The organism is Corynebacterium atrinae (assembly GCF_030408455.1).
GTDB classification, from domain to species: Bacteria; Actinomycetota; Actinomycetes; order Mycobacteriales; family Mycobacteriaceae; genus Corynebacterium; species Corynebacterium atrinae.
Genome location: NZ_CP046977.1, coordinates 2,169,689 through 2,191,722, shown reverse-complemented (window position 1 = coordinate 2,191,722; position 22,034 = coordinate 2,169,689). Strand labels below are relative to the sequence as shown.

23 protein-coding genes are annotated in these 22,034 nt (G+C 63.1%); 17 read left to right on the top strand and 6 right to left on the bottom strand.

Annotated features, from left to right (window positions below; all coding sequences use genetic code 11):
- Positions 1 to 58: 58 nt before the first annotated feature.
- Entirely contained in the window at positions 59 to 769 is a 711-nt protein-coding gene (locus CATRI_RS10765) for a FadR/GntR family transcriptional regulator (protein WP_290217465.1), read from the bottom strand.
- Positions 770 to 1,119: 350 nt separating this feature from the next.
- On the opposite strand from CATRI_RS10765, the gene nrdF reads away from it, so the two are divergent.
- The 7 genes from nrdF to CATRI_RS10730 all read left to right on the top strand — a co-directional run bounded on the left by nrdF (position 1,120) and on the right by CATRI_RS10730 (position 9,568).
- Entirely contained in the window at positions 1,120 to 2,124 is a 1,005-nt protein-coding gene (nrdF, locus tag CATRI_RS10760) for a class 1b ribonucleoside-diphosphate reductase subunit beta (protein WP_290217463.1), read from the top strand.
- Positions 2,125 to 2,258: 134 nt separating this feature from the next.
- Positions 2,259 to 2,471 (top strand): heavy-metal-associated domain-containing protein, encoded by a 213-nt coding sequence (locus CATRI_RS10755; RefSeq protein WP_290217461.1) that lies wholly within the window; start codon positions 2,259 to 2,261, stop codon positions 2,469 to 2,471.
- Positions 2,472 to 2,474: 3 nt separating this feature from the next.
- Positions 2,475 to 4,493, top strand: a complete 2,019-nt coding sequence (locus CATRI_RS10750) for a heavy metal translocating P-type ATPase (protein ID WP_290217459.1) — start codon at positions 2,475 to 2,477, stop codon at positions 4,491 to 4,493.
- Positions 4,494 to 4,808: 315 nt separating this feature from the next.
- Complete coding sequence (gene ctaD, locus CATRI_RS10745; RefSeq protein WP_290217457.1) at positions 4,809 to 6,560, top strand: aa3-type cytochrome oxidase subunit I; 1,752 nt, start codon at positions 4,809 to 4,811, stop codon at positions 6,558 to 6,560.
- 130 nt (positions 6,561 to 6,690) lie between these two features.
- Positions 6,691 to 7,974, top strand: a complete 1,284-nt coding sequence (serB, locus tag CATRI_RS10740) for a phosphoserine phosphatase SerB (protein WP_290217455.1) — start codon at positions 6,691 to 6,693, stop codon at positions 7,972 to 7,974.
- Positions 7,971 to 8,702 carry a peptidyl-tRNA hydrolase gene (locus tag CATRI_RS10735; protein ID WP_290217454.1) on the top strand — a complete coding sequence of 244 codons (732 nt, stop codon included), beginning with the start codon at positions 7,971 to 7,973 and terminating at the stop codon, positions 8,700 to 8,702. Before serB ends, CATRI_RS10735 begins: the two co-directional genes overlap by 4 nt.
- Positions 8,703 to 8,788: 86 nt before the next feature.
- Positions 8,789 to 9,568: a DUF7847 domain-containing protein gene (locus tag CATRI_RS10730; RefSeq protein WP_290217452.1), complete on the top strand. Its 780-nt coding sequence runs from the start codon at positions 8,789 to 8,791 to the stop codon at positions 9,566 to 9,568.
- On the opposite strand, the gene CATRI_RS10725 is transcribed toward CATRI_RS10730, so the two are convergent.
- From CATRI_RS10725 to CATRI_RS10715, 3 genes are read right to left on the bottom strand one after another with little or no spacing between them, the layout of a single operon-like run.
- On the bottom strand, positions 9,556 to 11,517 hold the full coding sequence (locus CATRI_RS10725; protein WP_290217450.1) for an ATP-dependent DNA helicase: 1,962 nt from the start codon (positions 11,515 to 11,517) through the stop codon (positions 9,556 to 9,558). The two genes, CATRI_RS10730 and CATRI_RS10725, sit on opposite strands and share 13 nt — an antisense overlap.
- Before the next feature lie 6 nt (positions 11,518 to 11,523).
- The gene (locus CATRI_RS10720) at positions 11,524 to 12,870 is read right to left on the bottom strand and encodes a nicotinate phosphoribosyltransferase (protein ID WP_290217449.1); all 1,347 of its coding nucleotides are present in this window, start codon (positions 12,868 to 12,870) and stop codon (positions 11,524 to 11,526) included.
- A 36-nt stretch (positions 12,871 to 12,906) separates the two neighbouring features.
- Positions 12,907 to 13,443, bottom strand: coding sequence for a CAP domain-containing protein (locus CATRI_RS10715; protein WP_290217447.1), 537 nt, complete (start codon positions 13,441 to 13,443; stop codon positions 12,907 to 12,909).
- A gap of 198 nt (positions 13,444 to 13,641) precedes the next feature.
- Here CATRI_RS10715 and clpS point away from each other — a divergent pair, with 198 nt between their 5' ends.
- From clpS to purU, 10 genes are all read left to right on the top strand, one after another.
- Positions 13,642 to 13,929: an ATP-dependent Clp protease adapter ClpS gene (gene clpS / locus CATRI_RS10710; protein ID WP_290221137.1), complete on the top strand. Its 288-nt coding sequence runs from the start codon at positions 13,642 to 13,644 to the stop codon at positions 13,927 to 13,929.
- A 16-nt stretch (positions 13,930 to 13,945) separates the two neighbouring features.
- Complete coding sequence (locus CATRI_RS10705) at positions 13,946 to 14,488, top strand: DUF2017 domain-containing protein (RefSeq protein ID WP_290217445.1); 543 nt, start codon at positions 13,946 to 13,948, stop codon at positions 14,486 to 14,488.
- 1 nt (position 14,489) lies between these two features.
- Positions 14,490 to 15,464, top strand: coding sequence for a P1 family peptidase (locus tag CATRI_RS10700; RefSeq protein WP_290217443.1), 975 nt, complete (start codon positions 14,490 to 14,492; stop codon positions 15,462 to 15,464).
- Positions 15,465 to 15,477: 13 nt separating this feature from the next.
- Positions 15,478 to 16,149 carry a rhomboid family intramembrane serine protease gene (locus CATRI_RS10695; protein ID WP_435384167.1) on the top strand — a complete coding sequence of 224 codons (672 nt, stop codon included), beginning with the start codon at positions 15,478 to 15,480 and terminating at the stop codon, positions 16,147 to 16,149.
- Positions 16,150 to 16,230: 81 nt separating this feature from the next.
- Positions 16,231 to 16,710, top strand: coding sequence for a MarR family winged helix-turn-helix transcriptional regulator (locus tag CATRI_RS10690; protein ID WP_290217441.1), 480 nt, complete (start codon positions 16,231 to 16,233; stop codon positions 16,708 to 16,710).
- Between the two features lie 19 nt (positions 16,711 to 16,729).
- A complete protein-coding gene (murI, locus tag CATRI_RS10685; RefSeq protein ID WP_290221131.1) occupies positions 16,730 to 17,551 on the top strand; it encodes a glutamate racemase in 822 nt (273 codons plus the stop codon).
- A gap of 55 nt (positions 17,552 to 17,606) precedes the next feature.
- Positions 17,607 to 18,374, top strand: coding sequence for an MBL fold metallo-hydrolase (locus CATRI_RS10680; RefSeq protein WP_290217439.1), 768 nt, complete (start codon positions 17,607 to 17,609; stop codon positions 18,372 to 18,374).
- A gap of 18 nt (positions 18,375 to 18,392) precedes the next feature.
- Positions 18,393 to 19,124 carry a ribonuclease PH gene (rph, locus tag CATRI_RS10675; RefSeq protein WP_290217436.1) on the top strand — a complete coding sequence of 244 codons (732 nt, stop codon included), beginning with the start codon at positions 18,393 to 18,395 and terminating at the stop codon, positions 19,122 to 19,124.
- On the top strand, positions 19,124 to 19,735 hold the full coding sequence (locus CATRI_RS10670; RefSeq protein ID WP_290217434.1) for a non-canonical purine NTP pyrophosphatase: 612 nt from the start codon (positions 19,124 to 19,126) through the stop codon (positions 19,733 to 19,735). Before rph ends, CATRI_RS10670 begins: the two co-directional genes overlap by 1 nt.
- A gap of 10 nt (positions 19,736 to 19,745) precedes the next feature.
- Positions 19,746 to 20,663 (top strand): formyltetrahydrofolate deformylase, encoded by a 918-nt coding sequence (gene purU, locus CATRI_RS10665; protein ID WP_290217432.1) that lies wholly within the window; start codon positions 19,746 to 19,748, stop codon positions 20,661 to 20,663.
- Between the two features lie 511 nt (positions 20,664 to 21,174).
- On the opposite strand, the gene CATRI_RS10660 is transcribed toward purU, so the two are convergent.
- Together CATRI_RS10660 and CATRI_RS10655 are read right to left on the bottom strand one after the other, a co-directional pair.
- Entirely contained in the window at positions 21,175 to 21,534 is a 360-nt protein-coding gene (locus CATRI_RS10660; protein ID WP_290217430.1) for a DUF3817 domain-containing protein, read from the bottom strand.
- On the bottom strand, positions 21,531 to 21,962 hold the full coding sequence (locus CATRI_RS10655; protein WP_290217428.1) for a hypothetical protein: 432 nt from the start codon (positions 21,960 to 21,962) through the stop codon (positions 21,531 to 21,533). Before CATRI_RS10655 ends, CATRI_RS10660 begins: the two co-directional genes overlap by 4 nt.
- Positions 21,963 to 22,034 lie beyond the last annotated feature (72 nt).

Genomic DNA, 22,034 nt, shown 5'->3' with positions numbered 1-22,034 from the left:
TCGACGCCCGTCCGTCCCCGCCACCCCAGACCCGCCTGGGGTGGCGGGGACAGGCTTGTTAGCGGTCCGAGTGCTCACCTTCGGTGAGCAACGCGCGGGAGTAGTTCTCGGCGGCGGCAATATCGCCGGATGCGATGGCCGCGGCGAGGTCCTCGTGGGTGGCGACAGCTCTATCGCCCGGGCTGACGGGGAGATGGTCGTAGCGGCTGCGAGCCTCGAGGACGCACAATAGTGGCGGAATCAGGGCAGCGAACATCTCGTTACCCGAGGCCTCCATGAGCAACGCATGGAAGCGAAGGTCTACCTCGAGGAAGGACTGTGAGGAAGCTCGACCGGATCGACTGAGTTCGCGCATGGTGGTGGCCAGCTCGACTAGCTCATTTCGCTGCTGGGAGGATGCGGCTCCCGCGGCGAGGCGGGAGGCCTGCGGCTCGATCCCGGTGCGTAGTTCATTGAGGGAGAGCAGTTGGGCGCGCCGTTGGGTGGGAGATCCGAGGCGCCAGTTGATCACTGCCTGGTCGAATACCGCCCAGCTGGAGCTGGGGCGGACGGTGATGCCGACTCGTCGGGAAGAAGATACGAGCCCCAGTTGTTCGAGGGCGCGCATGGCTTCGCGGGCCACGGTGCGGGAAATGTTGAAGCGGTCGCTGAGATCGTGGAGAGTGAATGTTTTTCCCGGGGGTAGGGTGCCCGAGATGATCTCGCGACCGAGCTCATTGAGGACATAATCCAAGAGTGGTGCGGCGGGTGTGCGCTGTGCCTCGGGCATCGGAGGTCGCATCCTTTTCGATGAGATTTCACTTTCACCTGTGGTTTTATGCCGCCGGTACAAACAAAGCTCAGGTGAATTAATCAATGGCGGACAATGGTCACGACAACATTATCGGAAGAATACTTGCCACGGCCAGTTTTTCTGGCCTAGTGTACCGCGTGTCCACTGCCGAAAAGTGTGTCTTCCGGGACATGTGCGTTCCGAAAGAATCTCGGTAGAGTGGGAGCCGTTGACCCGCTTTTCGCGTTTGCGGCGAGACCGAGTGGCTTAGTATCGAGCACAAAGGTTTCTCGGTGTGTCAGTCGCAGATATAACTTCCATTTCCTTATTTAGAGCAGGGGTTTTCCATGTCTGTTCCTTCAGAAAGCCACGAGTACGATCCGTACGTTGACTCTCATCGGGGCCCGGTTTTGGCCATCAACTGGAACGAGGTTCCGGATGAGAAGGATGCCGAGGTGTGGGATCGTCTCACGGGTAATTTCTGGCTCCCGGAGAAAGTTCCGGTATCCAATGACTTGAAAACCTGGGCCACTCTCAATGAGATGGAAAAACAAGCCACCATGCGGGTGTTTACTGGGCTGACTCTTTTGGACACGATTCAGGGAACTGTCGGCGCGGTGTCGATGCTCCCTGATGCGACGACTCCGCACGAGGAGGCCGTTCTCACGAACATTGCCTTTATGGAGTCGGTCCACGCCAAGAGCTATTCCAATATTTTTATGACTTTGGCGTCTACCCCCATGATTAACGATGCCTTCCGTTGGTCGGAGGAGAACGAGCACCTCCAGCGCAAGGCAAAGATCATTTTGTCCTACTACGAGGGCTCTGATCCGCTCAAGCGCAAGGTGGCCTCCACGATCCTGGAGTCTTTCCTCTTCTACTCGGGTTTCTACCTGCCGATGTACTGGTCCTCCCATGCGAAGCTGACCAACACTGCCGACATTATTCGCCTCATCATCCGCGATGAGGCTGTCCACGGTTACTACATCGGCTACAAGTACCAGCAGGCCGTCGCTAAGGAGTCCCTGGAGCGCCGTGCGGAGCTGAAGGAATACACCTTCGACCTCATCTATGACCTCTATGAGAATGAGGAGCAGTACACCGAGGATCTTTATGATCCGCTTGGTTGGACCGAAGATGTCAAGCGCTTCCTGCGCTACAACGCCAACAAGGCGCTGAATAACCTCGGCTACGAGGGCCTTTTCCCAGCCGATGAGACCCGCGTCTCCCCGGCAATCCTCTCGGCGCTGAGCCCCAATGCCGATGAGAACCACGACTTCTTCTCCGGCTCCGGTTCCTCCTATGTTATCGGCAAGGCAGAGCATACGACCGACGACGACTGGGAGTTCTAGCCTCCCCGCGTGACGTGAGTCCGCATTGGCACCCTGGGTGCCGGTGCGGACTTTTCTGTTGCCAGCCCCTTGAAAATACCCCCTAAGGGTATATGGTGGAGGTGAATCGCACCCCAAGAATAGGAGCTACCACCATGGCAACCACCACCGAATACCAGGTCACCGGCATGAGCTGCGGACATTGCGAATCCGCCATCCGCGGCGAAGTCGCCAATATCCCCGGCGTTACGGGCATCGAGGTCAGCGCCGCCACCGGTCGCCTCGCAGTGACCTCCGAAGAGCTTATCGACGACGCTGCGGTCATCGCCGCCGTCGATGAAGCCGGCTTCACCGCCGTCAGGAGCTAACCCATGGACATGGACCATGAGCACCACGAACACCACGGTGGGGGACACGCCCACCACGTAGCTCAGTTCCGTCGGCTGTTCTGGATCATGCTGGCGCTTTCTGTCCCGGTGGTGGCCTTCAATGACATGTTCGCCCACCTCATCGGCTATTCCCTTCCCGACGCTGCCTGGGTCGCCTGGGTCTCCCCGCTCCTTGGCACCGTCATGTACGTCTGGGGTGGTCGGCCTTTCCTCAGCGGTGGCCTCAGCGAAATCCGCGCCCGCAAGCCCGGGATGATGCTTCTTATCGCCTTGGCGCTCACCGTTGCCTTTGTGGCGTCCTGGGGTGCGAGCCTGCACCTGCTCAGTCACGAGCTGAATTTCTGGTGGGAACTGGCCCTCCTCGTGGTCATCATGCTCCTAGGTCACTGGATTGAGATGCGCTCCCTCGCGCAGCCCTCCTCCGCTCTCGACTCCCTCGCTGCCCTCCTGCCCGATGAGGCGGACAAGGTAGAAGGGGAGGGGATTGTGCGGGTGCCACCCGCACACCTGGCAGTAGGGGACATCGTGGTGGTCCGGCCGGGGGCGTCGATACCCGCCGATGGCAACATCGTGGAAGGTGCGGCATCTATTGATGAATCGATGGTGACGGGTGAGTCACAGACCGTGCGGCGCGGGACCGGCGACCGTGTCGTCGCTGGCACCATCGCCACCGATTCGGGCATCCGGGTCGAAGTCACCGCGACAGGCGATGGCACCACCCTGGCGGGCATCCAAAAGCTCGTCGCCGACGCCCAGGCATCCTCGTCCCGGGCGCAGCGGATCGCGGACACCGCCGCCGGTTGGCTCTTCTGGTACGCCCTGGGTGCGGCCGTCATCACCGCGATCGTCTGGACGGTCCTCGGCCAACCGGACAGCGCGGTCGTCCGCACCATCACGGTTCTCGTCATCGCCTGCCCGCACGCTCTCGGCCTGGCCATCCCGCTGGTCGTCTCCATCGCGACCGAGCGGGCAGCGAAGGCCGGAATCCTCATCAAGGACCGGCTCGCGTTGGAGTCAATGCGCTCCATTAATACTGTCCTCTTCGATAAGACCGGGACTCTCACCAAGGGGGAGCCGACGGTCACCGGCATTGACTCCGTCGATCTCGACGACAGCGACGTCCTCTCTCTTGCCGCGGCCGCCGAAGCTGATAGCGAGCACCCCCTTGCTCAGGCGATCGTCACCGCGGCGCAGGCTCGCCAGCTGCAGGTGCCGCAGGCGGCCGGCTTCACGTCGTCTCCCGCCGTCGGCGTGCGGGCCGAGGTTACGGGCCAGACCATCGAGGTGGGAGGCCCACAACTGCTCGAGGAGCGCGGGCAGCAGGAGCTGCCCATCGCCGAGCGATGGCGTCAGGAGGGCGCGATCATCCTCCATGTGCTTGCCGACGGCCACGTCATCGGGGCATTGCGTCTCGCTGACGAGATCCGTCCCGAATCCCGCGAGGCGGTCGCCGACCTGCAGGCCCGGGGCGTCGAGGTCGTCATGATTACGGGTGATGCCCAAGCTGTTGCCAATTCCGTGGCCGAGCAACTCCACATCCGCCGCGTGTTCGCTGGCGTGCGCCCGGAGGACAAAGCCGCGAAAGTCGCGGAGATCCAGAGCGAGGGCCGCAAAGTAGCGATGGTCGGCGATGGCGTCAATGACGCGCCCGCCTTGGCGCAGGCGGACGTCGGCATCGCCATCGGGGCAGGGACGGACGTCGCCATTGCCTCGGCCGGGGTCATCCTCGCCTCCGATGATCCCCGCTCTGTGCTCTCCGTCATCGAGCTTTCCCGTGCCACCTATCGGAAGATGAAGCAGAACCTCTGGTGGGCAGCCGGGTACAACCTCCTTGCCGTCCCGTTGGCAGCCGGCATCCTCGCCCCCGTTGGGTTCGTGCTCCCGATGAGCGTGGGCGCGATCTTGATGTCCGCCTCCACGATCGTCGTAGCGCTCAACGCCCAGTTGCTGCGACGACTGGATCTTCGCCCGCAAGGCCTAACCCCACTCGCTGGGAGGTGAGTGGGGGAGGTGGCTCAACCTAAAGGTTGATTACTACCGGGGGGAGTTTCTAGTTCCCCGACCAGGCCAAGAATGCCAATGTCCCTGTTCGCAAGTGTGTCTTGGGTCACTGGTGTGGGTGGGTTCCGGGGGAATCGGCGCGATTTGGGTCATTGCCCCACGTATTCATGTGTTTTTGAAGGGATGGCGAGTTAGACTAGCGGTTGTCTCCAGCCCCAATAGGCTGGATTGTCTCTTACGCGCCTTAAAAATGTGAGGTCCAGTAAAGGCTTGGCAGTCCGACAGTCGCGGATTGCCTCGTATTCAGGAGGAACTATGACCGCTGTGGCACCACGGGTGGACGATTACGCTCACCCGGAACGTCCGGAACCCACAGGCCATGCCCGCAAGGGCTCTAAGGCCTGGATGATGTTGACCACCACCGACCACAAGCAGCTGGGCATCATGTACATCATCATGTCCTTCAGCTTCTTCTTCCTCGGTGGCTTGATGGCGCTGCTGATCCGCGCGGAGCTTTTCTCCCCGGGCATGCAGTTCCTGTCCAACGAGCAGTTCAACCAGCTGTTCACCATGCACGGCACTGTGATGCTGCTGCTCTTCGGTACCCCGATCGTCTGGGGCTTTGCTAACTTCGTTCTGCCGCTGCAGATCGGCGCACCTGACGTGGCATTCCCGCGTCTCAACGCCTTCGGTTTCTGGATTACCACTGTGGGTGGCGTGGCCATGCTCGCTGGCTTCCTCACCCCGGGCGGTGCCGCCGACTTCGGTTGGACCATGTACTCCCCGCTGTCGGACGCCGTGCACACCCCGGGTGTGGGCGCTGACCTGTGGATCGTCGGCGTCGGCGCCACTGGTGTCGGCACCGTGGCCTCCGCCATCAACATGCTGACCACCATTCTCACTCTCCGCGCGCCGGGCATGACGATGTTCCGTCTTCCTATCTTCACCTGGAACATCTTCGTCACCTCCGTCATCGCCCTGATGATCTTCCCGCTGCTGCTGGCCGCCGCTCTGGGTGTGCTCTACGACCGCAAGCTGGGAGCACACATCTACGACACCGCTAACGGTGGCGCCATCCTCTGGCAGCACCTGTTCTGGTTCTTCGGCCACCCCGAGGTCTACGTTCTCGCACTGCCGTTCTTCGGTGTTGTCTCCGAGGTCATCCCGGTCTTCTCCCGCAAGCCCATGTTCGGCTACATCGGCCTGGTCTTCGCTACCCTGTCGATCGGTGCTCTGTCCATGGCCGTGTGGGCGCACCACATGTTCGTCACCGGCGCGGTCCTCCTGCCCTTCTTCTCCTTCATGACGTTCCTGATCTCGGTCCCCACCGGCGTCAAGTTCTTCAACTGGGTCGGAACCATGTGGAAGGGCCACATCACGTGGGAAACCCCGATGATCTGGTCCGTCGGCTTCGTCGCTACCTTCCTCTTCGGTGGCCTCACCGGCATCATGCTGGCTTCCCCGCCGCTGGACTTCCAGCTGGCCGATAGCTACTTCCTGGTCGCCCACTTCCACTACACCCTGTTCGGTACCGTCGTGTTCGCCTCCTTCGCTGGCGTGTACTTCTGGTTCCCGAAGATGACGGGCCGGATGCTCGACGAACGCCTGGGCAAGATCCACTTCTGGCTCACCTTCATCGGCTTCCACGGCACCTTCCTTGTTCAGCACTGGTTGGGCAACATGGGTATGCCGCGTCGTTACGCCGATTACCTCGACTCGGATGGTTTCACCACCCTCAACCAGGTGTCCACGGTGTTCTCCTTCCTGCTCGGTGCCTCCGTCATTCCGTTCATCTGGAATGTTTTCAAGTCCTGGCGCTACGGCGAAGTTGTCACGGTCGACGATCCGTGGGGTTACGGCAACTCCCTCGAGTGGGCAACCTCGTGCCCGCCGCCGCGCCACAACTTCATCTCCCTGCCGCGTATCCGCTCCGAGCGTCCTGCCTTCGAGCTGCACTACCCGCACATGGTGGAGCGCATGCGCCGTGAGGCCCACGTTGGCCACCACGACGAGCGAGCTGAGAAGACTCAGTCTCCCAGCCCCGCCGCAGTTGGCGCCGACAACTAACGGTGCCCGGCCCCCATTGCGGGGCCGCACCAGCACTACCTCGTAGAACCTCCGACTGATATTCGACCCCCGGTAGAGATCCCTCTCTCCCGGGGGTCGATGCATCGACAACAGGAAAGTACCAGCCACCGTGGCCGCACAATCACCTAACCTTGACAATCCAGACGCTTTGCAGGTCTCGCTGCAGGAGGGACTGCAGCCGGCAGCTATTACCGTTTCCGGGCCCGACCGCCCTGGCGTAACCGCCTCCTTCTTCCGCGTGCTCTCGTCTAACGACGTGCAGCTTCTCGATGTCGAGCAGTCCCAGTTCCGCGGTTTCCTTTCGCTGGCTGCCTACGTCGGTTTTCACCCCGATCGGGAGGTGCGCCTGCGCGAGGGTCTTACCGAGACCCTGCGTGCCCACGGGCAGAAGATAACGGTCGAGGTCGTCGAAGGAATCGTGCAGTCGCGGCCCCGCTCCAGCCACGTCGTCGTGGTGATGGGTAACCCGGTGACTGCCGCGAACGTCTCGGCCATCGGCCAGACCTTGGCCAATTATGGCGCCAACATTGACCGTATCCGGGGGATCGCGGATTACCCGATCACCGGCCTGGAGCTGATGATCACCATCGCCAACCCCGAGCCCGGTGGTGGCCAAGCGCTGCGCAAGGCGCTGGCTGAGCTGACCGGACAGCTGGGCGTCGACATCGCCATTGAGCGCGCTGGCTTGCTGCGCCGTTCGAAGCGCCTGGTCTGCTTCGACTGCGATTCCACCCTCATTACAGGCGAGGTCATTGAGATGCTGGCTGCCCATGCTGGCAAAGAGGCTGAGGTTGCCGAGGTCACGGAGCGAGCAATGCGCGGCGAGTTGGATTTCGAGGAGTCGTTGCGGGAGCGCGTCGCCACCCTCGCGGGCCTGGATGCTTCGGTCATCGACGCCGTCGCCGCCGACATTGAGCTCACCCCCGGCGCCCGCACGACCATCCGCACCCTGAAGAAGATGGGTTACCGTACAGCGGTGGTGTCCGGTGGCTTCAGCCAGGTGCTCGAGGACTTGTCCGAAGAGCTCGAGTTGGACTACACCCGCGCTAACACGTTGGAGATCGTTGACGGCAAGCTCACCGGCCGGGTCATTGGGAAGGTCGTGGACCGTGCGGCAAAGGCCGAGTTCCTGCGCGAGTTCGCCGAGGACTCCGGATTGAAGATGTACCAGACCGTCGCCGTCGGCGATGGTGCCAACGATATCGACATGCTGTCCGCGGCGGGCCTGGGTATCGCCTTTAACGCGAAGCCCGCGCTCCGCGCGGTTGCGGATACCTCGGTGAACCATCCCTTCTTGGACGAAGTCCTGCACATCCTTGGCATCCCTCGCAACGAGATTGACGTCTCAGACCTGGAGGATGGCACCTTCCGCCGCGTCCCGCTCGAACAATGACCGACTCCCTCGCCTTCGCCCACGCGCTCCTCGTGGAGCGGGTGAGCAGCGATCGGCGGGCTCGGTCCGAGGACCCCAACGACCCGGAGACCGTGCAGGCAATGCAGATCGCGTTGCACCTCCCGAAAGTGAATCCGCCGCGCCGCACCGACCTCTTGGAGGCGGCCGCCCGCGCGGTGGTCAGTGTGTGCCTGGCGGAGGAGGTAGCCACCGACGATAGATGGCGGATCGGCTTGGAGTCGTGGTACGGCCACCTCATCCGCAAAGTGGCCCGCCGGGCGCGGAACAAGGCGTGGGAGGAGGTGCAGGCCATCCCGGGAGTTACTATCGACGCCGCCGGGGCCCTGGCTCGCGCCTTCGTCCCGACCGCAGTCAGCCGCGTCCCCGCCGCGGTGCGCAAGCTGCAAATCCATGGCACGGAGCTGCCAGCGGATGATCCCGGGCCGGTTGACCCCACGGTGCCTCTGATTGTCATCGATGGGGGTCTGTCCATGACCACCGGCAAGGCCGCCGCCCAGGTGGGCCACGCCAGCATGCTTCTGGCCGCCGCCCGCGACCTGGCTTGGGTACGCGGGTGGGCAGAGAAGGGCTTCCCGCTCAATGTGCGGGAGGTGACATCAGCTGAGTTTCGGCAGGAGAGTGACCGGCTGGGAGCGGTCGTAGTGCGAGATGGGGGATACACGGAGGTGGAACCTGGCGCGCGCACCGCCGTCGCCTGTGCACCGTGACGCCCGATACTAAATGTCGCTAAGCGACCTCTCGCGTGGCATACTCTTGTGGTCCAAATATTTTCCACGAGAAATGGGGAGTCACTGTGACCCAGCCATACGATCCTTATAGTGCCAACGAGGGGGAGAACTCCGGCTACGCTGGATACTCCGAAAACCCGCAGGCTTTCGATACTTCCAACCGCACGATCGACGCAGTTGAAAGCTTCACGCAGGGTTCGAAGGCCTTGTTCAGCAACTTCCTTCCGTGGGTGCTGTCCTTCCTGGTGTACTTCGCTGCCCTCATGGCCCTGGTAGTTGTGTTCATCATTCCGGTGTTAATGTCCAGCAGCACCACGACTGACGCGTATGGCTATGACAACTCCACCGAAGTTTCCCCCGGCGGAATCATCGCCATGGTCGTGGCTTACATCGTGATGTTCGCCGTGAGCTTCGTGTGGAACCTCAACATGTACCGCAATGGCGTACGCCAAGTGCGCGGCGAAAATGTAACTTTCGGTGACTTCTTCAAGCTTTCAGGTCTGGGGGCCCCGCTGGGTGTCTACCTGTTGGCCTCCATTCTGACCTTCATCGGCATGGTGTTGTTCATCATTCCCGGGCTCGTCGTGGCGTTCTTCCTTTTGTTTGCCATGAGCATGATTTTCGTTCGCCCGCAGGACGGCGTCATGGGCGCGCTGCGGAGTTCCTTCGAGATTGTCAAGGCCAACCCCGGGGCGACCTTCCTGATCGCGCTGTTCACCATCCTGTTGCAAGGTGTCGGTAGCCTCATCGTCATCGGCGTGATCGTGGCCGTCCCGATGACCATGTGCATCTTCGCTCACGCCGCCCTCAAGGCCAGCGGCGAGCCGATTCCTTACCGCTCCTGAACTAAGCGGCTGAGGGCACCACGCACGACCTTCGGGTCGGTGGTGTCCCAAAATCCGGGCATGGAGGCCCGGAGGAATGATCCATAGCGCTTGGTCGCCAAGCGGTTGTCGAGCACTGCCACGACACCGCGGTCGGTGACCGAGCGCAATAGACGCCCAGCACCTTGGGCGAGCAGGAGAGCCGCATGGGTGGCGGCTACCTCCATGAATCCATTGCGCCCCTCGGCGGTCGCGGCCTCTTTCCGGGCCTGCAGCAGTGGGTCATCCGGGCGGGGAAAGGGAACCCGGTCGATGAGAACGAGAGAACAGGAAGCCCCTGGTACATCCACGCCCTGCCACAGGGTGAGGGTGCCGAAGAGGCAGGTGTTGTCGTTCTTAGAAAACTTCTCCACGAGCGCGCCGGTGGCGTCGTCTCCTTGGCACAGGACGTCGAAGGGCAACCGTGAGCGCATGGCTTGGGTGGCTTGTTCGGCGGCTCGCCGGGAGGAGAAGAGTCCGAGGGTGCGCCCGCCGGCAGCCATGATGAGCTCGTAGATCTCTTCGAGGGTCTCGGGGGAGAGGCCATCGCGGCCGGGGTCGGGCAGGTGGCGGGCGGTGTAGAGAATGCCGGCCTTAGCTGGGTCAAAGGGGGTGCCCACGTCGAGGGAATCCCACGTTCCTTTGGGTAGGCCCCAAGCAGCGGCCATCGCGTCGAATCGCCCGCCGAGTGTCAGCGTGGCCGAAGTCAGAACCACGGTCTGTTCGGAGAACAATCGAGAGTGCAGCAGCCCAGCGACGGACAGGGGTGCCACGGTGAGGACGTCGCCGCGACGCTCGTCACGGTCGAGCCAGACGACATCGCGCTGGGCCGCGGGATCGGTCTCGGCGAAGACGTCGAGGATGCGAACGACGGCGTCGTGAAGCTCCATGAGATGGTTGCTCAAGTTGTGCCGCTCGGCGGCCTTTTCCGGGTCGGCCGCGGCTTCGCCCTCGGGGGCGCGGGCGACGGCGTCGCGAAGCGACCACAGGCAGTCACGCAGTCCCGCAAGGGGACCGCGGGCGTCCTCGCTTATCGACGTCCACCTGCCTTCCGGCAGGTCTTCAGCCACCTGCAACCAGTCGTCGACGTCTTCTTCAAGCTTGGTGCCGTCTGCGTCGAGCTTTGCGGCGCGCTTCGCGGCGAGCTTGAGCGTGGCGGAGGAGAGCTCATTGGTGGCGACGGAGGTAATGCGGCCGTCGAGCTCGTGGGCCTCGTCGATGATGACGGTGTCGTGTTCCGGAAGGATGTTGACATCGGCCAGTGCGTCGATGGCCAGGAGGGCGTGATTGGTGACGATGATGTCCACCTCGTTCGCTTCCCGGCGCGCGAGCTCCGCGAAGCAATTCTCGCCGTGGGGGCAGCGGCTGGCACCCAAGCACTCGCGGGAGGTGACGGAAACCTGACGCCAGGCCTGATCGGGCACGCCGGGATCGAGGTCGTCTCGGTCGCCGCGGGTCGTTTCCTGCGCCCAATCGTGGACGCGGGCGATGTGGCGGCCCAGCCAGGAGACGTCAGCTTCGTCGATAAGCGCATCAGCTGGCTCCTCGACGGCGCCGATCCTGTTGAGGCAGACGTAGTTCGAACGGCCCTTCATGATGGCGAAGGTGGGACGGCGCTCCATGAGCGGCTCCAGCGCTTCGACGAGGCGCGGGAGATCGCGCTCGACGAGCTGGCGCTGCAGGGCGATCGTCGCCGTGGAGATGATGACCTTGGTGTTAGTCGCCTGCGCATGACGAATTGCCGGGACGAGGTAGGCGAGCGATTTGCCGGTGCCGGTACCAGCTTGGACGGCGAGGTGCCGCTCGCCCTCCAGGGCGGCGGTGACGGCCTGCGCCATCCGCACCTGCCCATCCCGGCGGGTGCCGCCAAGGGCGGCCACGGCGGCGTCGAGAAGCTCTTCGGTGGATGGCGATAGGGGTTGTTCAGACACTAAATGCTACTGACGTTCGGCGGGGAAACCGACGAATCGGATGGAGATCGATGGTTCATCGCGGGAGAGCGCGAGGCCCTCCCAGGGCAGGGTGAGTAGCTGGGTAGCGAGGTACTCGCGGGAATCATGCAGGCTCGGCAGGCCTTCCAGGACCTGGCCGTCGCGCACGAGGGGAGTGGACAGCACCGCGGACTTGAGGTGGCCAACCTCAGGATCGGGAGCATCGAAGGGGTAGACGAGTTCCTCCACCGCCACGCCCGAGGCGCGGTAGGTGCGCAAGGCTCGCTTGGCGCCGCCGGTCATGCCCTTGCCGCTGGAACGCTTGGACACGGGGTGGCCATCGACCTCAACGAGCTTGTACACCATGGACGCGGTCGGCGCGCCGGAGCCGGTGACCACGGAGGTACCCACGCCGAAGGCATCGACCGGGTCACCTCGCAGGCCAGCGATGGCGAACTCGTCGAGGTCGGAGGAGACGACGATTCGGGTGTTGTGCGCGCCGAGGTCATCGAGTTGCTTACGCACGCGGCGGGTGACGGCACCTAAGTCACCGGAGTCAATGCGGACGCCGCCGAGTTCCGGGCCCGCGACCTCAATCGCCGTCTCGACGCCCTTGGTGATGTCGTAGGTATCCACCAGCAGGGTCGTATCAATGCCGAGGGAATCTATCTGCGAGCGGAAGGCGGCGGCCTCGTTGGGCGTGCCATCTTCGTTGATGTGCAGCAGCGTCCAGGCGTGGGCGGACGTACCCGAGGCGGGAATGCCATAACGGTGCGCGGCCTCAAGGTTGGAGGTGGCTTCGAAACCCGCAAGGTAGGCCGCCCGGGAGGCCGTAACTGCGGCGTATTCATGCGTGCGGCGCGACCCCATCTCGATGATCGGGCGACCATCAGCGGCGGTGACCATGCGGGCGGCGGCAGAGGCGACTGCGGAATCGGCGTTCATGATGGAGAGGATGACCGTCTCCAAAATGACGCATTCGGCGAATGTGCCGCGCACGGTCAGCAGCGGCGAATAGGGGAAATAGAGCTCACCCTCGCGGTAGCCGTCAATCTGTCCCGTGAAACGGTAATTGCGCAGGTATTCCAGGGTCTGTTCGTCGAGGAAGTCGAGCGTGGCCAGTTGGGCCTCAGTGAAGACGAAATCCTGCACAGCGTGGAGCACCCGGGCGGTGCCGGCAACGACCCCGTAGCGCCGCTCGTTGGGCAGACGGCGGGAGAAAACCTCGAAGGCGCAGGAGCGATGGGCGGTTCCATCACGCAGGGCGGCCTGCAGCATAGTCAGTTCGTACTTGTCCGTCAGCAACGATGTCGAACGATTTTGGGGCAGGGAAGACGCTTTAACCGTGTTCACACCGCCTACCTTAATGCAGGGAGGAGAGTAGCCGGGTTAGCGGGAGAATTGGATCGTCACCCAGACGCGGCCATGAGCCTGAGCCACGCCGATGCCGTAGAAGGTGTGGTCGGGATCAATGAGGACGTTGAGGTGGGGCTCTGAGCGGATCCACGCATCGACGAAGTTATAGGCACTGGCCTCGCCAACAGGGAGGTTGTGCTGGATCATCGCGACATTGTCCTTCGTCGCCTCTTCCTTTCCCAGCACCGCGGTACGCTCGGCCCACTTCTGGGCCTGGCTCTGCAACTCGAACACGTCCATCACCACGGGATTGACGGGGGTGTTGTAGCGCAGCTCCAGGATTGCGGTGTTGAGCTCTGTGCGGATCTCCTCCAGCTGGGCCTGCTCCTCAGGCGAGGGGGACTCGTAGGACTGCTCGGGATTGACGGGGTCAATGGGGTCCGCGCCGGAGGCGCTACCGAAAATCATCGACAAAATGGTGCCAATGGCACTGACGAAGAGGCCGATGTGGCGCAGGAGATCACGCAGCCCGCTGGGGCTGGTGAAAAGCTCGGTGAGTCCTCTGGCCATAACGGTGTGTCGCTCCCTGTGGGGTTGGGGCCGCTCAAAACGCGGGAAACGGGTGACAAGGACTGAACCTACAACATTCTTCGGCCAGTCTCTACCGGTTTCTGCACCGTCACCCGCCAGCTTTCTGGTCGGGTGACTAGGCTGTGTGACATGAACTGTGACATGGCCTGCCCACATGTGATGAGTTCGCCGATGCCGATGGCGACCCCGGAACTCGACGAGGCGATCGAGGTCAACGTCGCCACGGCTGAGAATCTGCCGTGGATGTGCATCGTCTGGGATGACCCGGTCAACCTCATGAGTTACGTCGCTTATGTCTTCCAAACGGTCCTGGGTTATGACCGGAAACGGGCGAGCGAATTGATGATGCAGGTGCACACCGAAGGCAAGGCCGTGGTTTCCTCGGGCGAAAAGGACAAAGTGGAGGGCGATGTGAAGAAGCTGCACGTCGCCGGCCTCTGGGCCACCATGCAGCAGGCCGGATAGGCGGGGTTTGAGCGCTATGAAGAGTTGGAAAAAGAAGAAGGGGCTCATGCGGGCCCCCAAATTCACCACCGTTTTGGAGCCGATGGAACGCGAGGTCCTGGGCAACCTCACGGCCGCGGTGAGCGAGGCGATTATCGCCCGCGCGCAGTCCGCCCCCCGCGATGAGTTGTCCGAGCTCACTGGTATCCCGTCCGGGCACAAGGACGCCCCGGACGACCCCGCGATGGCGCGCCTGCTGCCCGATTTCGAGCGCGAAGGTGATGAGGAGTACGAGGGCGATAATTCCCTCCTGCGCAGCCTCCACGAGAATGACATCTGCCGCGCCAAGCTGGCCAACCTGCAGGTCATCGCTGAGGCCGTGGGCCCCGATGGTGGCGTTGAGCTCACTCTTTCGGAGGAGGAAGCGTGGGCATTCATCACTGGCCTCAATGATCTGCGCCTCTATCTTTCGGCCACGCCCCGAGGCATCGATGCCGACGTCGACGCCGACCGGGAGATGCTCGTCGAATGGCTCGGCTTCAACCAGGACAGCCTCCTCACGGCGCTCAACGGTAGCTGAGATGACGTCGGCCTCGCTTATCGACGTCCCCGGGGTCCGACTCGGCCACGCCAGCCTGGGGGACACGGGGGTCACCGTTGTCATGGCAGGTTCGGAGGGCATGATCGCGGCCGTCGATGTCCGCGGGGGCGGACCCGGCACCCGCGAGACGGATCTGCTGGCTCCCCACAACACTGTCGACCGCGTCCACGCCATCGCGCTGTGCGGAGGGTCGGCCTTCGGCCTCGCCGCCGCCGACGGCGTCATGAGCGAATTGGAACGCGTCGGCATTGGGTTCCCCGTCCGTGGGGAAGGGCTACCCGGACCGCGGGTGCCCATCGTCCCGGCGGCCGTCATCTTCGACCTTTTCGTCGGTGATGCCGCGCACCGCCCGACCGCCCCGGATGGGGCGGCGGCGACCCGTGCGGCGCTGGAAGGGCCGGGCGATGGTGGGGGAGTGGGGGCGTCGGCAAGCATTGGTGCCGGATGCGGGGCCACGGCGGGAGTGCTGCGCGGCGGATTCGGGCAAGCTTCCGTCGCGGTGGGAGAGTACGTCGTTGCGGCTGGGGTCGTGGCGAACCCGGTCGGCTCGGTTATTGATCCCCAGACGGGACGGCTTTATGGCGACCCCCGGCTGCCCGCCGTGGACTTGGGGCGGTTCCTGGGGTTGGAGCATCCGGCTGCGAAGCTGAACACGACGATCGGGGTGATTGCGACCGACGCCCCGGTGTCGACGGCGCAGGCGAAGCGCTTGGCCATGGTGGGCCACGACGGCATCGCCCGCGCCGTTAGGCCAGCTCATTCGCCCCTCGACGGGGACACGCTCTTTGCCGTGTCGACGGCTCCGGTTCCAGGTTCGATTGACACGGCCACGCTCGGCGAACTGTGCCGGGCCGCGGCCGACGTAGTCGAAGCGGCCATCGTCGCAGCAATTATCAACGCCGCGCCCGGCTATGGACTAGAGACCTACGCTGCCTTGATTGCCGCCACCCGATAACCTGGGTGGCACTATGAGTCAGTTTCCGATCAACCCCACGCCACCCTCACCGGCGCTGTCCCCCTCAGGCCGCCAACGTTCGCCCATGCGTTCCGGCCTGATGTTTGCCGGTGTATACGTAATATCAATATGGATTGTACATATTATAAACACGATTATTTTCGGGGGAGACCTGGTCTATTTCGGCATCCATCCGCTGGACTTGTCATCAGTGTGGCACATTTTCAGCTCACCGTTCTTGCACGCCGACATTAACCATCTCATTTCCAATACGGTGACCGGAGCGATCTTTAGTTTCCTAGTTGGGGCGTCCGGTGCGCGAGTGTGGTGGGAAGTAACGGCCTTTGTTGTCATTTTGGGCGGTGCGGGAGTGTGGTTGCTTGGTGGTGTAGGAACCAATCACATCGGAGCTTCCGGACTGGTGTATGGCTGGCTGGCGTACCTGCTGGTGAGGGGAATTTTCAACCGCAGCTTCTCGCAGATTCTCACGGGCGTCATACTCGGCGTCTTCTATTCCGGCCTGGTCTGGGGTGTATTGCCGGGCGTGCCGGGAGTGTCGTGGCAGGCGCACCTATTTGGCGCGATCGGGGGTATGGCAGCGGGTGTTCTCATTACGTCGGATGACCCGCCCGCCTTGCAGGAAAAGCGACGACAGAAGCAAATTTCCCGTGGAAAAATAAGTTAAATATCAGGCGTTAGCAGGAATTTCTCAGAATGTGAAAAGAATGGTCACATCAAACGAAGATGTGCGCTAGTATATGGCAACATGAAAGCGAATGAGTCGCCGGTGTTCATGGAACTCAGCGAACAAGAGACGGGCACCTGGACACACATGTGGGCCTTTCACTCCGGCATTCACTCTCGCTTGGATTCGCGGCTGAAGCAGGAAGCCGGCGTCAGCCACGTCGAATACCTTGTCTTATACAACCTCGCCAGGGCGGGCGAGCGCCGCCTCCGCATGAGCGACCTCGCGCAGGCCTGCCACATGACCCTGTCGCATTTCTCCCGCGTGATCACCCGCCTCGAGCTACAGGGCATGGTGGCCCGCATGCCCGACTCCGTGGACGGGCGCTCCACCCTCGCTGAAATCACCGAGCAAGGCTCCGCGCTTCTCGCATTGGCCAGCCCGGGTTTCGTCTCCGAGGTCCGCTCCATGGTGTTCGACCACCTCGAACCGGAGGAATCAGTGGCTCTGGGCAACGCCATGCGCAAACTTGCCACGGCTGCAGTGGAGCACCGCAGCTAGCAGTAGCATGGGGGCCGTGATGTCCTCTCCTGCACCTTCACCCGGGCCCGACGCGCCGATTGGCATTTTCGATTCCGGGGTGGGCGGGCTGACGGTGGCCCGCACGATCGTCGATCAGCTCCCGCACGAATCAATCATCTACATCGGTGACACCGCCAACGGCCCCTACGGCCCACTCCCCATCGCCGAGGTCCGCGAGCACGCCACTCGCATCGCCGATGAACTCGTCGACCGGGGATGCAAGATGCTGGTCATCGCCTGTAACACCGCTTCCGCGGCCTTTCTTCATGATGCCCGCGAACGCTATGACGTCCCCGTCATCGAGGTTATCCAGCCGGCCGTCCGCCGCGCCCTATCTACTACCCGCAACGGCCGCATCGGCGTGATCGGCACCGTCGGCACCATCAATTCCGGGGCCTACCAGGATCTCTTCGCCATCAATCCCGGTGTGGAAGCCTATGCCCAGGCCTGCCCCAGTTTCGTCGACTTCGTAGAACGAGGCATCACCTCCGGGCGGCAAATTCTCGGAGTGGCGGAAGCATACGTGGAACCGCTGCAGGCGGCGGGCGTCGATACGCTCGTGTTGGGCTGCACCCATTACCCTCTGCTGACCGGCGTGATCCAGCTGGCTATCGGTGACCATGTCACCCTCGTATCCTCCGCGGAGGAGACTGCGAAGGACGTACTGCGCGTGCTCACCCGCGATGACCTGCTCGCTGACCCGGAATCCGACCCGGTCCGGCTGTTCGAGTCGACCGGCGACCCCGAGAAGTTCGCCCAGTTATCCGAACGCTTCCTCGGCCCCGGACTCACCCAGGTCCAGCAATCCACCGCGCACTGACGTACGGGGGTGCTACGGACTCGAAAAATACCTTCATTCGTGGCACAGTTAACCCATGAAGTTGACCATCCTCGGTAGCTCCGGAAGTGTGGGAGCTCCCCAAAATTCGGCCTCCGGATACTTGGTGTCCGTGGACAACTCCCCATCGGTGCTCGTCGATCTAGGCCCCGGGGTATTGGCCGCGCTGCAAGAGGTACAGGATCCATGTGATGCCCACGTGGTGTTCAGCCACCTCCACCCCGACCACAGCCTCGACTTTCCCTCGCTGCTGGTGTGGCGCCGTTTCCACCCCACTTCCCCCGCCCGCGGGCGTAACCTGTGCTTCGGTCCTTCCACCACGGAGACCTACCTCGGGCCGCTGTCCGCCGATCCGCCGGTCGTGCTCGATGACATGTCCGACACTTTCGCCTTCACATCCTGGACAGTGGGAGAGGAACACCTCCTCGGACGTGTTTCCGTCACCCCATTCCCGGCCGTCCACCCGGTCGAGGCTTACTCGCTACGCATCCGCGAGCACTCCAGTGGCAGGGTCATCGCCTACTCCGGCGACACCGGCTGGAATGACCAGCTCATCGAGTGCGCCCGCGGCGCCGACCTCTTCCTCTGCGAAGCCACCTGGACCGATCGGGGAGATGACGTCCCGCCGGACATGCACCTCAACGGCGCCGAAGCCGGAAGGGCGGCCCGCCTCGCCGGTGTGCAAAAACTCATGCTCGTGCACATCCCACCGTGGGCGGACCCCTTCTCTGCGGTAGCCGCCGCCCGCCGCGAATTCGATGGCCCCATCGAGATCGGCCTGCCCGGGATGGTCATCCAGTTCTAAGCCGGTAGCCTGAGGGGCATGACTTCTGATTTCTCGCGTGCCGATGGCCGCGCCCTCGACCAAATGCGCACCGTCCGCATCACCCGCGGCTTCACCAGCAACCCCGCCGGCTCCGTCCTCGTCGAGTTCGGTAACACCCGGGTTATGTGCACCGCCTCCATCGAGCTGGGCGTCCCCCGCTTCAAGAAGGGCTCCGGCGAGGGCTGGCTCACCGCCGAGTACTCCATGCTGCCCGCCTCCACCCACGATCGCATGCCGCGCGAGTCCATGCGCGGCAAGGTCAAGGGCCGCACGCACGAAATCTCCCGCCTCGTCGGCCGCGCCCTCCGCGCTGCCGTCGATCTCTCCCAGCTCGGCGAGAACACCATCAACATCGACTGCGACGTCCTCCAGGCCGATGGCGGCACCCGAACCGCCTCCATCACCGGCGCTTACGTCGCGCTTGCCGACGCCATCGCCGTCCTCCAAGCCCAGGGCGTCGTCCCGGGCAACCCGCTCCTTCCGCCCGTCGCCGCCGTCTCCGTCGGCCTCGTCGACGGCCACGTCTGCCTCGACCTGCCCTACGAAGAAGACTCCCGCGCCGAGGTCGACCTCAACGTCGTCATGACCGAATCCGGCTCCTTTGTCGAGGTCCAGGGCACCGGCGAACACGGCGACTTCGACCGCGCCCAGCTCAACGCGATGCTCGACTCCGCTGAAAAGGGCTGCCGCGAGCTCGTCGCCGCCCAGAAGTCCGCCTTGGGAATCTGATGCAGCTGCTCGTCGCCTCCAACAACGCCAAAAAGCTGTTGGAACTCGAAAGACTGCTTATCGACGCCGCCGTCACCGGCGTCGACATTCTCCCCCTCTCCGCAGTCCAGGCCTACTCCGAGCCCATCGAAGACGGCCGCACCTTCGCCGACAACGCCCTCATCAAGGCCCGCGCCGGCGCGGCAGCCACCGGCCTGGTGACCATCGCGGACGACTCCGGCCTCGCCGTCGACGAGCTCAACGGCATGCCCGGCGTGCTCTCTGCCCGCTGGTCCGGACAGCATGGCGACGATGCCGCCAACAACGCCTTGCTGCTGGCCCAGATGGCACACGTCCCTGACGCCCGACGATCGTGCGCTTTCGTCTCGGTATGCGCCCTCGTCACCCCCTCCGGCCAGGAGTTTCTCGCCGAGGGCCGCTGGGAAGGCCACCTCCTCCGGGAGCCCGTGGGTTCCAACGGCTTCGGCTACGATCCGCTCTTCCTCCCCGCCGACGACCTCGGCGCCGGGCGCTCCTCCGCGCAACTTAGCCCCGAGGAAAAGAACTCCCTCTCCCATCGCGCGAAGGCCCTGACCCAACTAGTGGAGGTCATTCGAGACCTGGCGGACTAATATGCCAGGAATGACTCCGCTGCGTACCGACGATCCCCGCAACCGACCCAGCACCCCCACCGGCGAGCGCCAGTACGTGCTCACCCTCGGGTGCCCGGACGCCACGGGGATCGTCGCCAAACTTTCGACCTTCCTCGCGGACAAGGGTGGCTGGATTACCGAAGCCGCCTACTTCACCGACCCCGAGAACAACTGGTTCTTCACCCGCCAGGCCATCCGCGCCGAATCAGTCTCCGAAACGATCGAAGATCTCCGCGAAGCCTTCGCCCCCGTCGCCGCAGAATTCGGCCCCCGAGCCCACTGGCGCCTCTGGGACACCGCCGAGCTCAAGAAAGCCGTCCTCCTCGTCTCCCGCGAAGGCCACTGCCTCCACGACCTGCTGGGCCGCGTCGCGGAAAACGACTACCCCATGGAAGTCGTCGCCGTCGTCGGCAACCACGACAACCTGGCCTACATCGCCGAAAACCACGGCGTCCCCTTCCACCACGTTCCCTTTCCCAAAGATGCAGTGGGCAAGCGCCGCGCCTTTGAAGATGTGGCCAGCATTGTCAACGGCTACGAGCCCGACGCCATCGTCCTCGCCCGCTTCATGCAAATCCTCCCACCCGACTTCTGTGAAATGTGGGCCGGACGCGTCCTCAACATCCACCACAGCTTCCTGCCCTCCTTCATGGGCGCCCGCCCCTACCACCAGGCCCACAAACGCGGCGTGAAACTCATCGGCGCCACCTGCCACTACGCCACCCCCGACCTCGACGACGGCCCCATCATCGAACAAGACGTCATCCGCGTCAGCCACAAAGACACCCCCGAAGAAATGCAACGCCTCGGCCGCGACGCCGAAAAACGAGTCCTCGCCCGCGGGCTGCGCTACCACCTCGAAGACCGCGTCCTCGTCTACGGCAACCGCACCGTCGTCTTCGACTAGCCAAACACCTCCGGGTCCTCGGGAGGCAACGGGAATGACGGCTGCCGCTCCGCCATGAAGAACGCAGCTCCCGACTCGTGGTTGAAAGCTAGCTCATCAACCGGTTCTTGCATGATGAAGAACCCTTCCACTCGAAGTTCGCTCTGGAAACCTAGGGGAACCGCATCCGCGGTGAGGCGTCGGCAAGCAATTCGCTGGGGACGAACATGCCGTTCGCCAACTCGATACCCCGGCTTTTGCCGCCTAAACGAGTGGGCATCGGCTCCGCGGGATCCAGCTCGCATACGATCGGAGACTCCGACAACCCACCGCCGATAATGCACCGACTGCGATTGGAAAACGAAAACCGGTAGCTCCCGTCCTCCGCGCGCAACGTGTCGGGGTCTACCGGCTGGAACACTGAAGAGCCTCGGTGGCGGTAGCACTACACCCAACCACAACTTCGGACGCCAAAAGTGCCACGAGGGCTGCAGGTAGTTTCATGCCCCTACATTGTCACGCATTGGTGCTGCTAGTCGAGGTGGAAAGCGGCCTTGACCTCGCGGCGTCGATTAGCTTCCACAATGAAGGACAAGAAAGGCACCACGCCAGCAATCGCGGTGGTGAACCACACGACCGGCTTCCAGCGGGCCTTCAGACCCAAGTTGAGGACCGACAGCAGATAAATGATGAACGCCCACCCGTGCAAAATGGCCACCCACGTCGCCCACTCCGGGATTTCCACCTTGAGCACGTACTCCAGCACCATGCGAACGACCAGGATCAGCAAGAAAACGCCGGTCACCCAGGCTGACACGGAAAAGAACTTGAGGGCGTTGGCAACCCGCCTCTGACGCTCGGGATGGATCTTAGCGGTGGACTGAGTGGTCATGTGGTGGGTTCTCCGTTGTCTGTGCGGTTTCGGGAAGCGCCACGGCGCGGCGTGTTGATCTCATTGAAAGTGTCGACGTCAATAGTGGGACGCTCGGGCAGGAAATCCTCATCGATCTCCGTGACCTGCTCACGGAACCTCTTCGCATCCGCCTGGTAGAGAAACTCCACGTCATCGGCGCTATTCGACGCCTCAATCATGTCGTTCTCATACTCCAAATACTTGCGATACGCGAAGATAAAAAACGCCCCAAACAGCGGCCACTGCAGCGCATACCCCAGATTTTGGAACGTGCCCGATCCTTCCTGGAACCGAGTCCACTGCCACCAAGCTAGCGCCAGCGTGCAGCCAACAGCGAGAGTGAGAAACACCAGGTGCGAGGCCCGCACCCTCTTCCGCTCCCGCTTCTTACCGTTGTCGTCGCTCACGGTTACACACCCTACCCTCCATCAATCAAAAGGCTTAGTTCTGGGTCCGAGCTCCGACAAGGTATGCTGTCT

Excerpts from the sequence above, each read along its gene's own strand:
- ctaD (WP_290217457.1), top strand. The coding sequence starts at position 4,809 with ATGACCGCTGTGGCACCACGGGTGGACGATTACGCTCACCCGGAACGT.
- CATRI_RS10705 (WP_290217445.1), top strand. The coding sequence starts at position 13,946 with ATGAAGAGTTGGAAAAAGAAGAAGGGGCTCATGCGGGCCCCCAAATTC.
- murI (WP_290221131.1), top strand. The coding sequence starts at position 16,730 with ATGTCCTCTCCTGCACCTTCACCCGGGCCCGACGCGCCGATTGGCATT.
- rph (WP_290217436.1), top strand. The coding sequence starts at position 18,393 with ATGACTTCTGATTTCTCGCGTGCCGATGGCCGCGCCCTCGACCAAATG.
- purU (WP_290217432.1), top strand. The coding sequence starts at position 19,746 with ATGACTCCGCTGCGTACCGACGATCCCCGCAACCGACCCAGCACCCCC.
- CATRI_RS10750 (WP_290217459.1), top strand. The coding sequence starts at position 2,475 with ATGGACATGGACCATGAGCACCACGAACACCACGGTGGGGGACACGCC.
- CATRI_RS10735 (WP_290217454.1), top strand. The coding sequence starts at position 7,971 with ATGACCGACTCCCTCGCCTTCGCCCACGCGCTCCTCGTGGAGCGGGTG.
- clpS (WP_290221137.1), top strand. The coding sequence starts at position 13,642 with ATGGCGACCCCGGAACTCGACGAGGCGATCGAGGTCAACGTCGCCACG.
- nrdF (WP_290217463.1), top strand. The coding sequence starts at position 1,120 with ATGTCTGTTCCTTCAGAAAGCCACGAGTACGATCCGTACGTTGACTCT.
- CATRI_RS10715 (WP_290217447.1), bottom strand. The coding sequence starts at position 13,443 with ATGGCCAGAGGACTCACCGAGCTTTTCACCAGCCCCAGCGGGCTGCGT.
- CATRI_RS10700 (WP_290217443.1), top strand. The coding sequence starts at position 14,490 with ATGACGTCGGCCTCGCTTATCGACGTCCCCGGGGTCCGACTCGGCCAC.
- CATRI_RS10695 (WP_435384167.1), top strand. The coding sequence starts at position 15,478 with ATGAGTCAGTTTCCGATCAACCCCACGCCACCCTCACCGGCGCTGTCC.
- CATRI_RS10670 (WP_290217434.1), top strand. The coding sequence starts at position 19,124 with ATGCAGCTGCTCGTCGCCTCCAACAACGCCAAAAAGCTGTTGGAACTC.
- CATRI_RS10660 (WP_290217430.1), bottom strand. The coding sequence starts at position 21,534 with ATGACCACTCAGTCCACCGCTAAGATCCATCCCGAGCGTCAGAGGCGG.
- CATRI_RS10755 (WP_290217461.1), top strand. The coding sequence starts at position 2,259 with ATGGCAACCACCACCGAATACCAGGTCACCGGCATGAGCTGCGGACAT.
- CATRI_RS10680 (WP_290217439.1), top strand. The coding sequence starts at position 17,607 with ATGAAGTTGACCATCCTCGGTAGCTCCGGAAGTGTGGGAGCTCCCCAA.
- CATRI_RS10690 (WP_290217441.1), top strand. The coding sequence starts at position 16,231 with ATGAAAGCGAATGAGTCGCCGGTGTTCATGGAACTCAGCGAACAAGAG.
- CATRI_RS10765 (WP_290217465.1), bottom strand. The coding sequence starts at position 769 with ATGCCCGAGGCACAGCGCACACCCGCCGCACCACTCTTGGATTATGTC.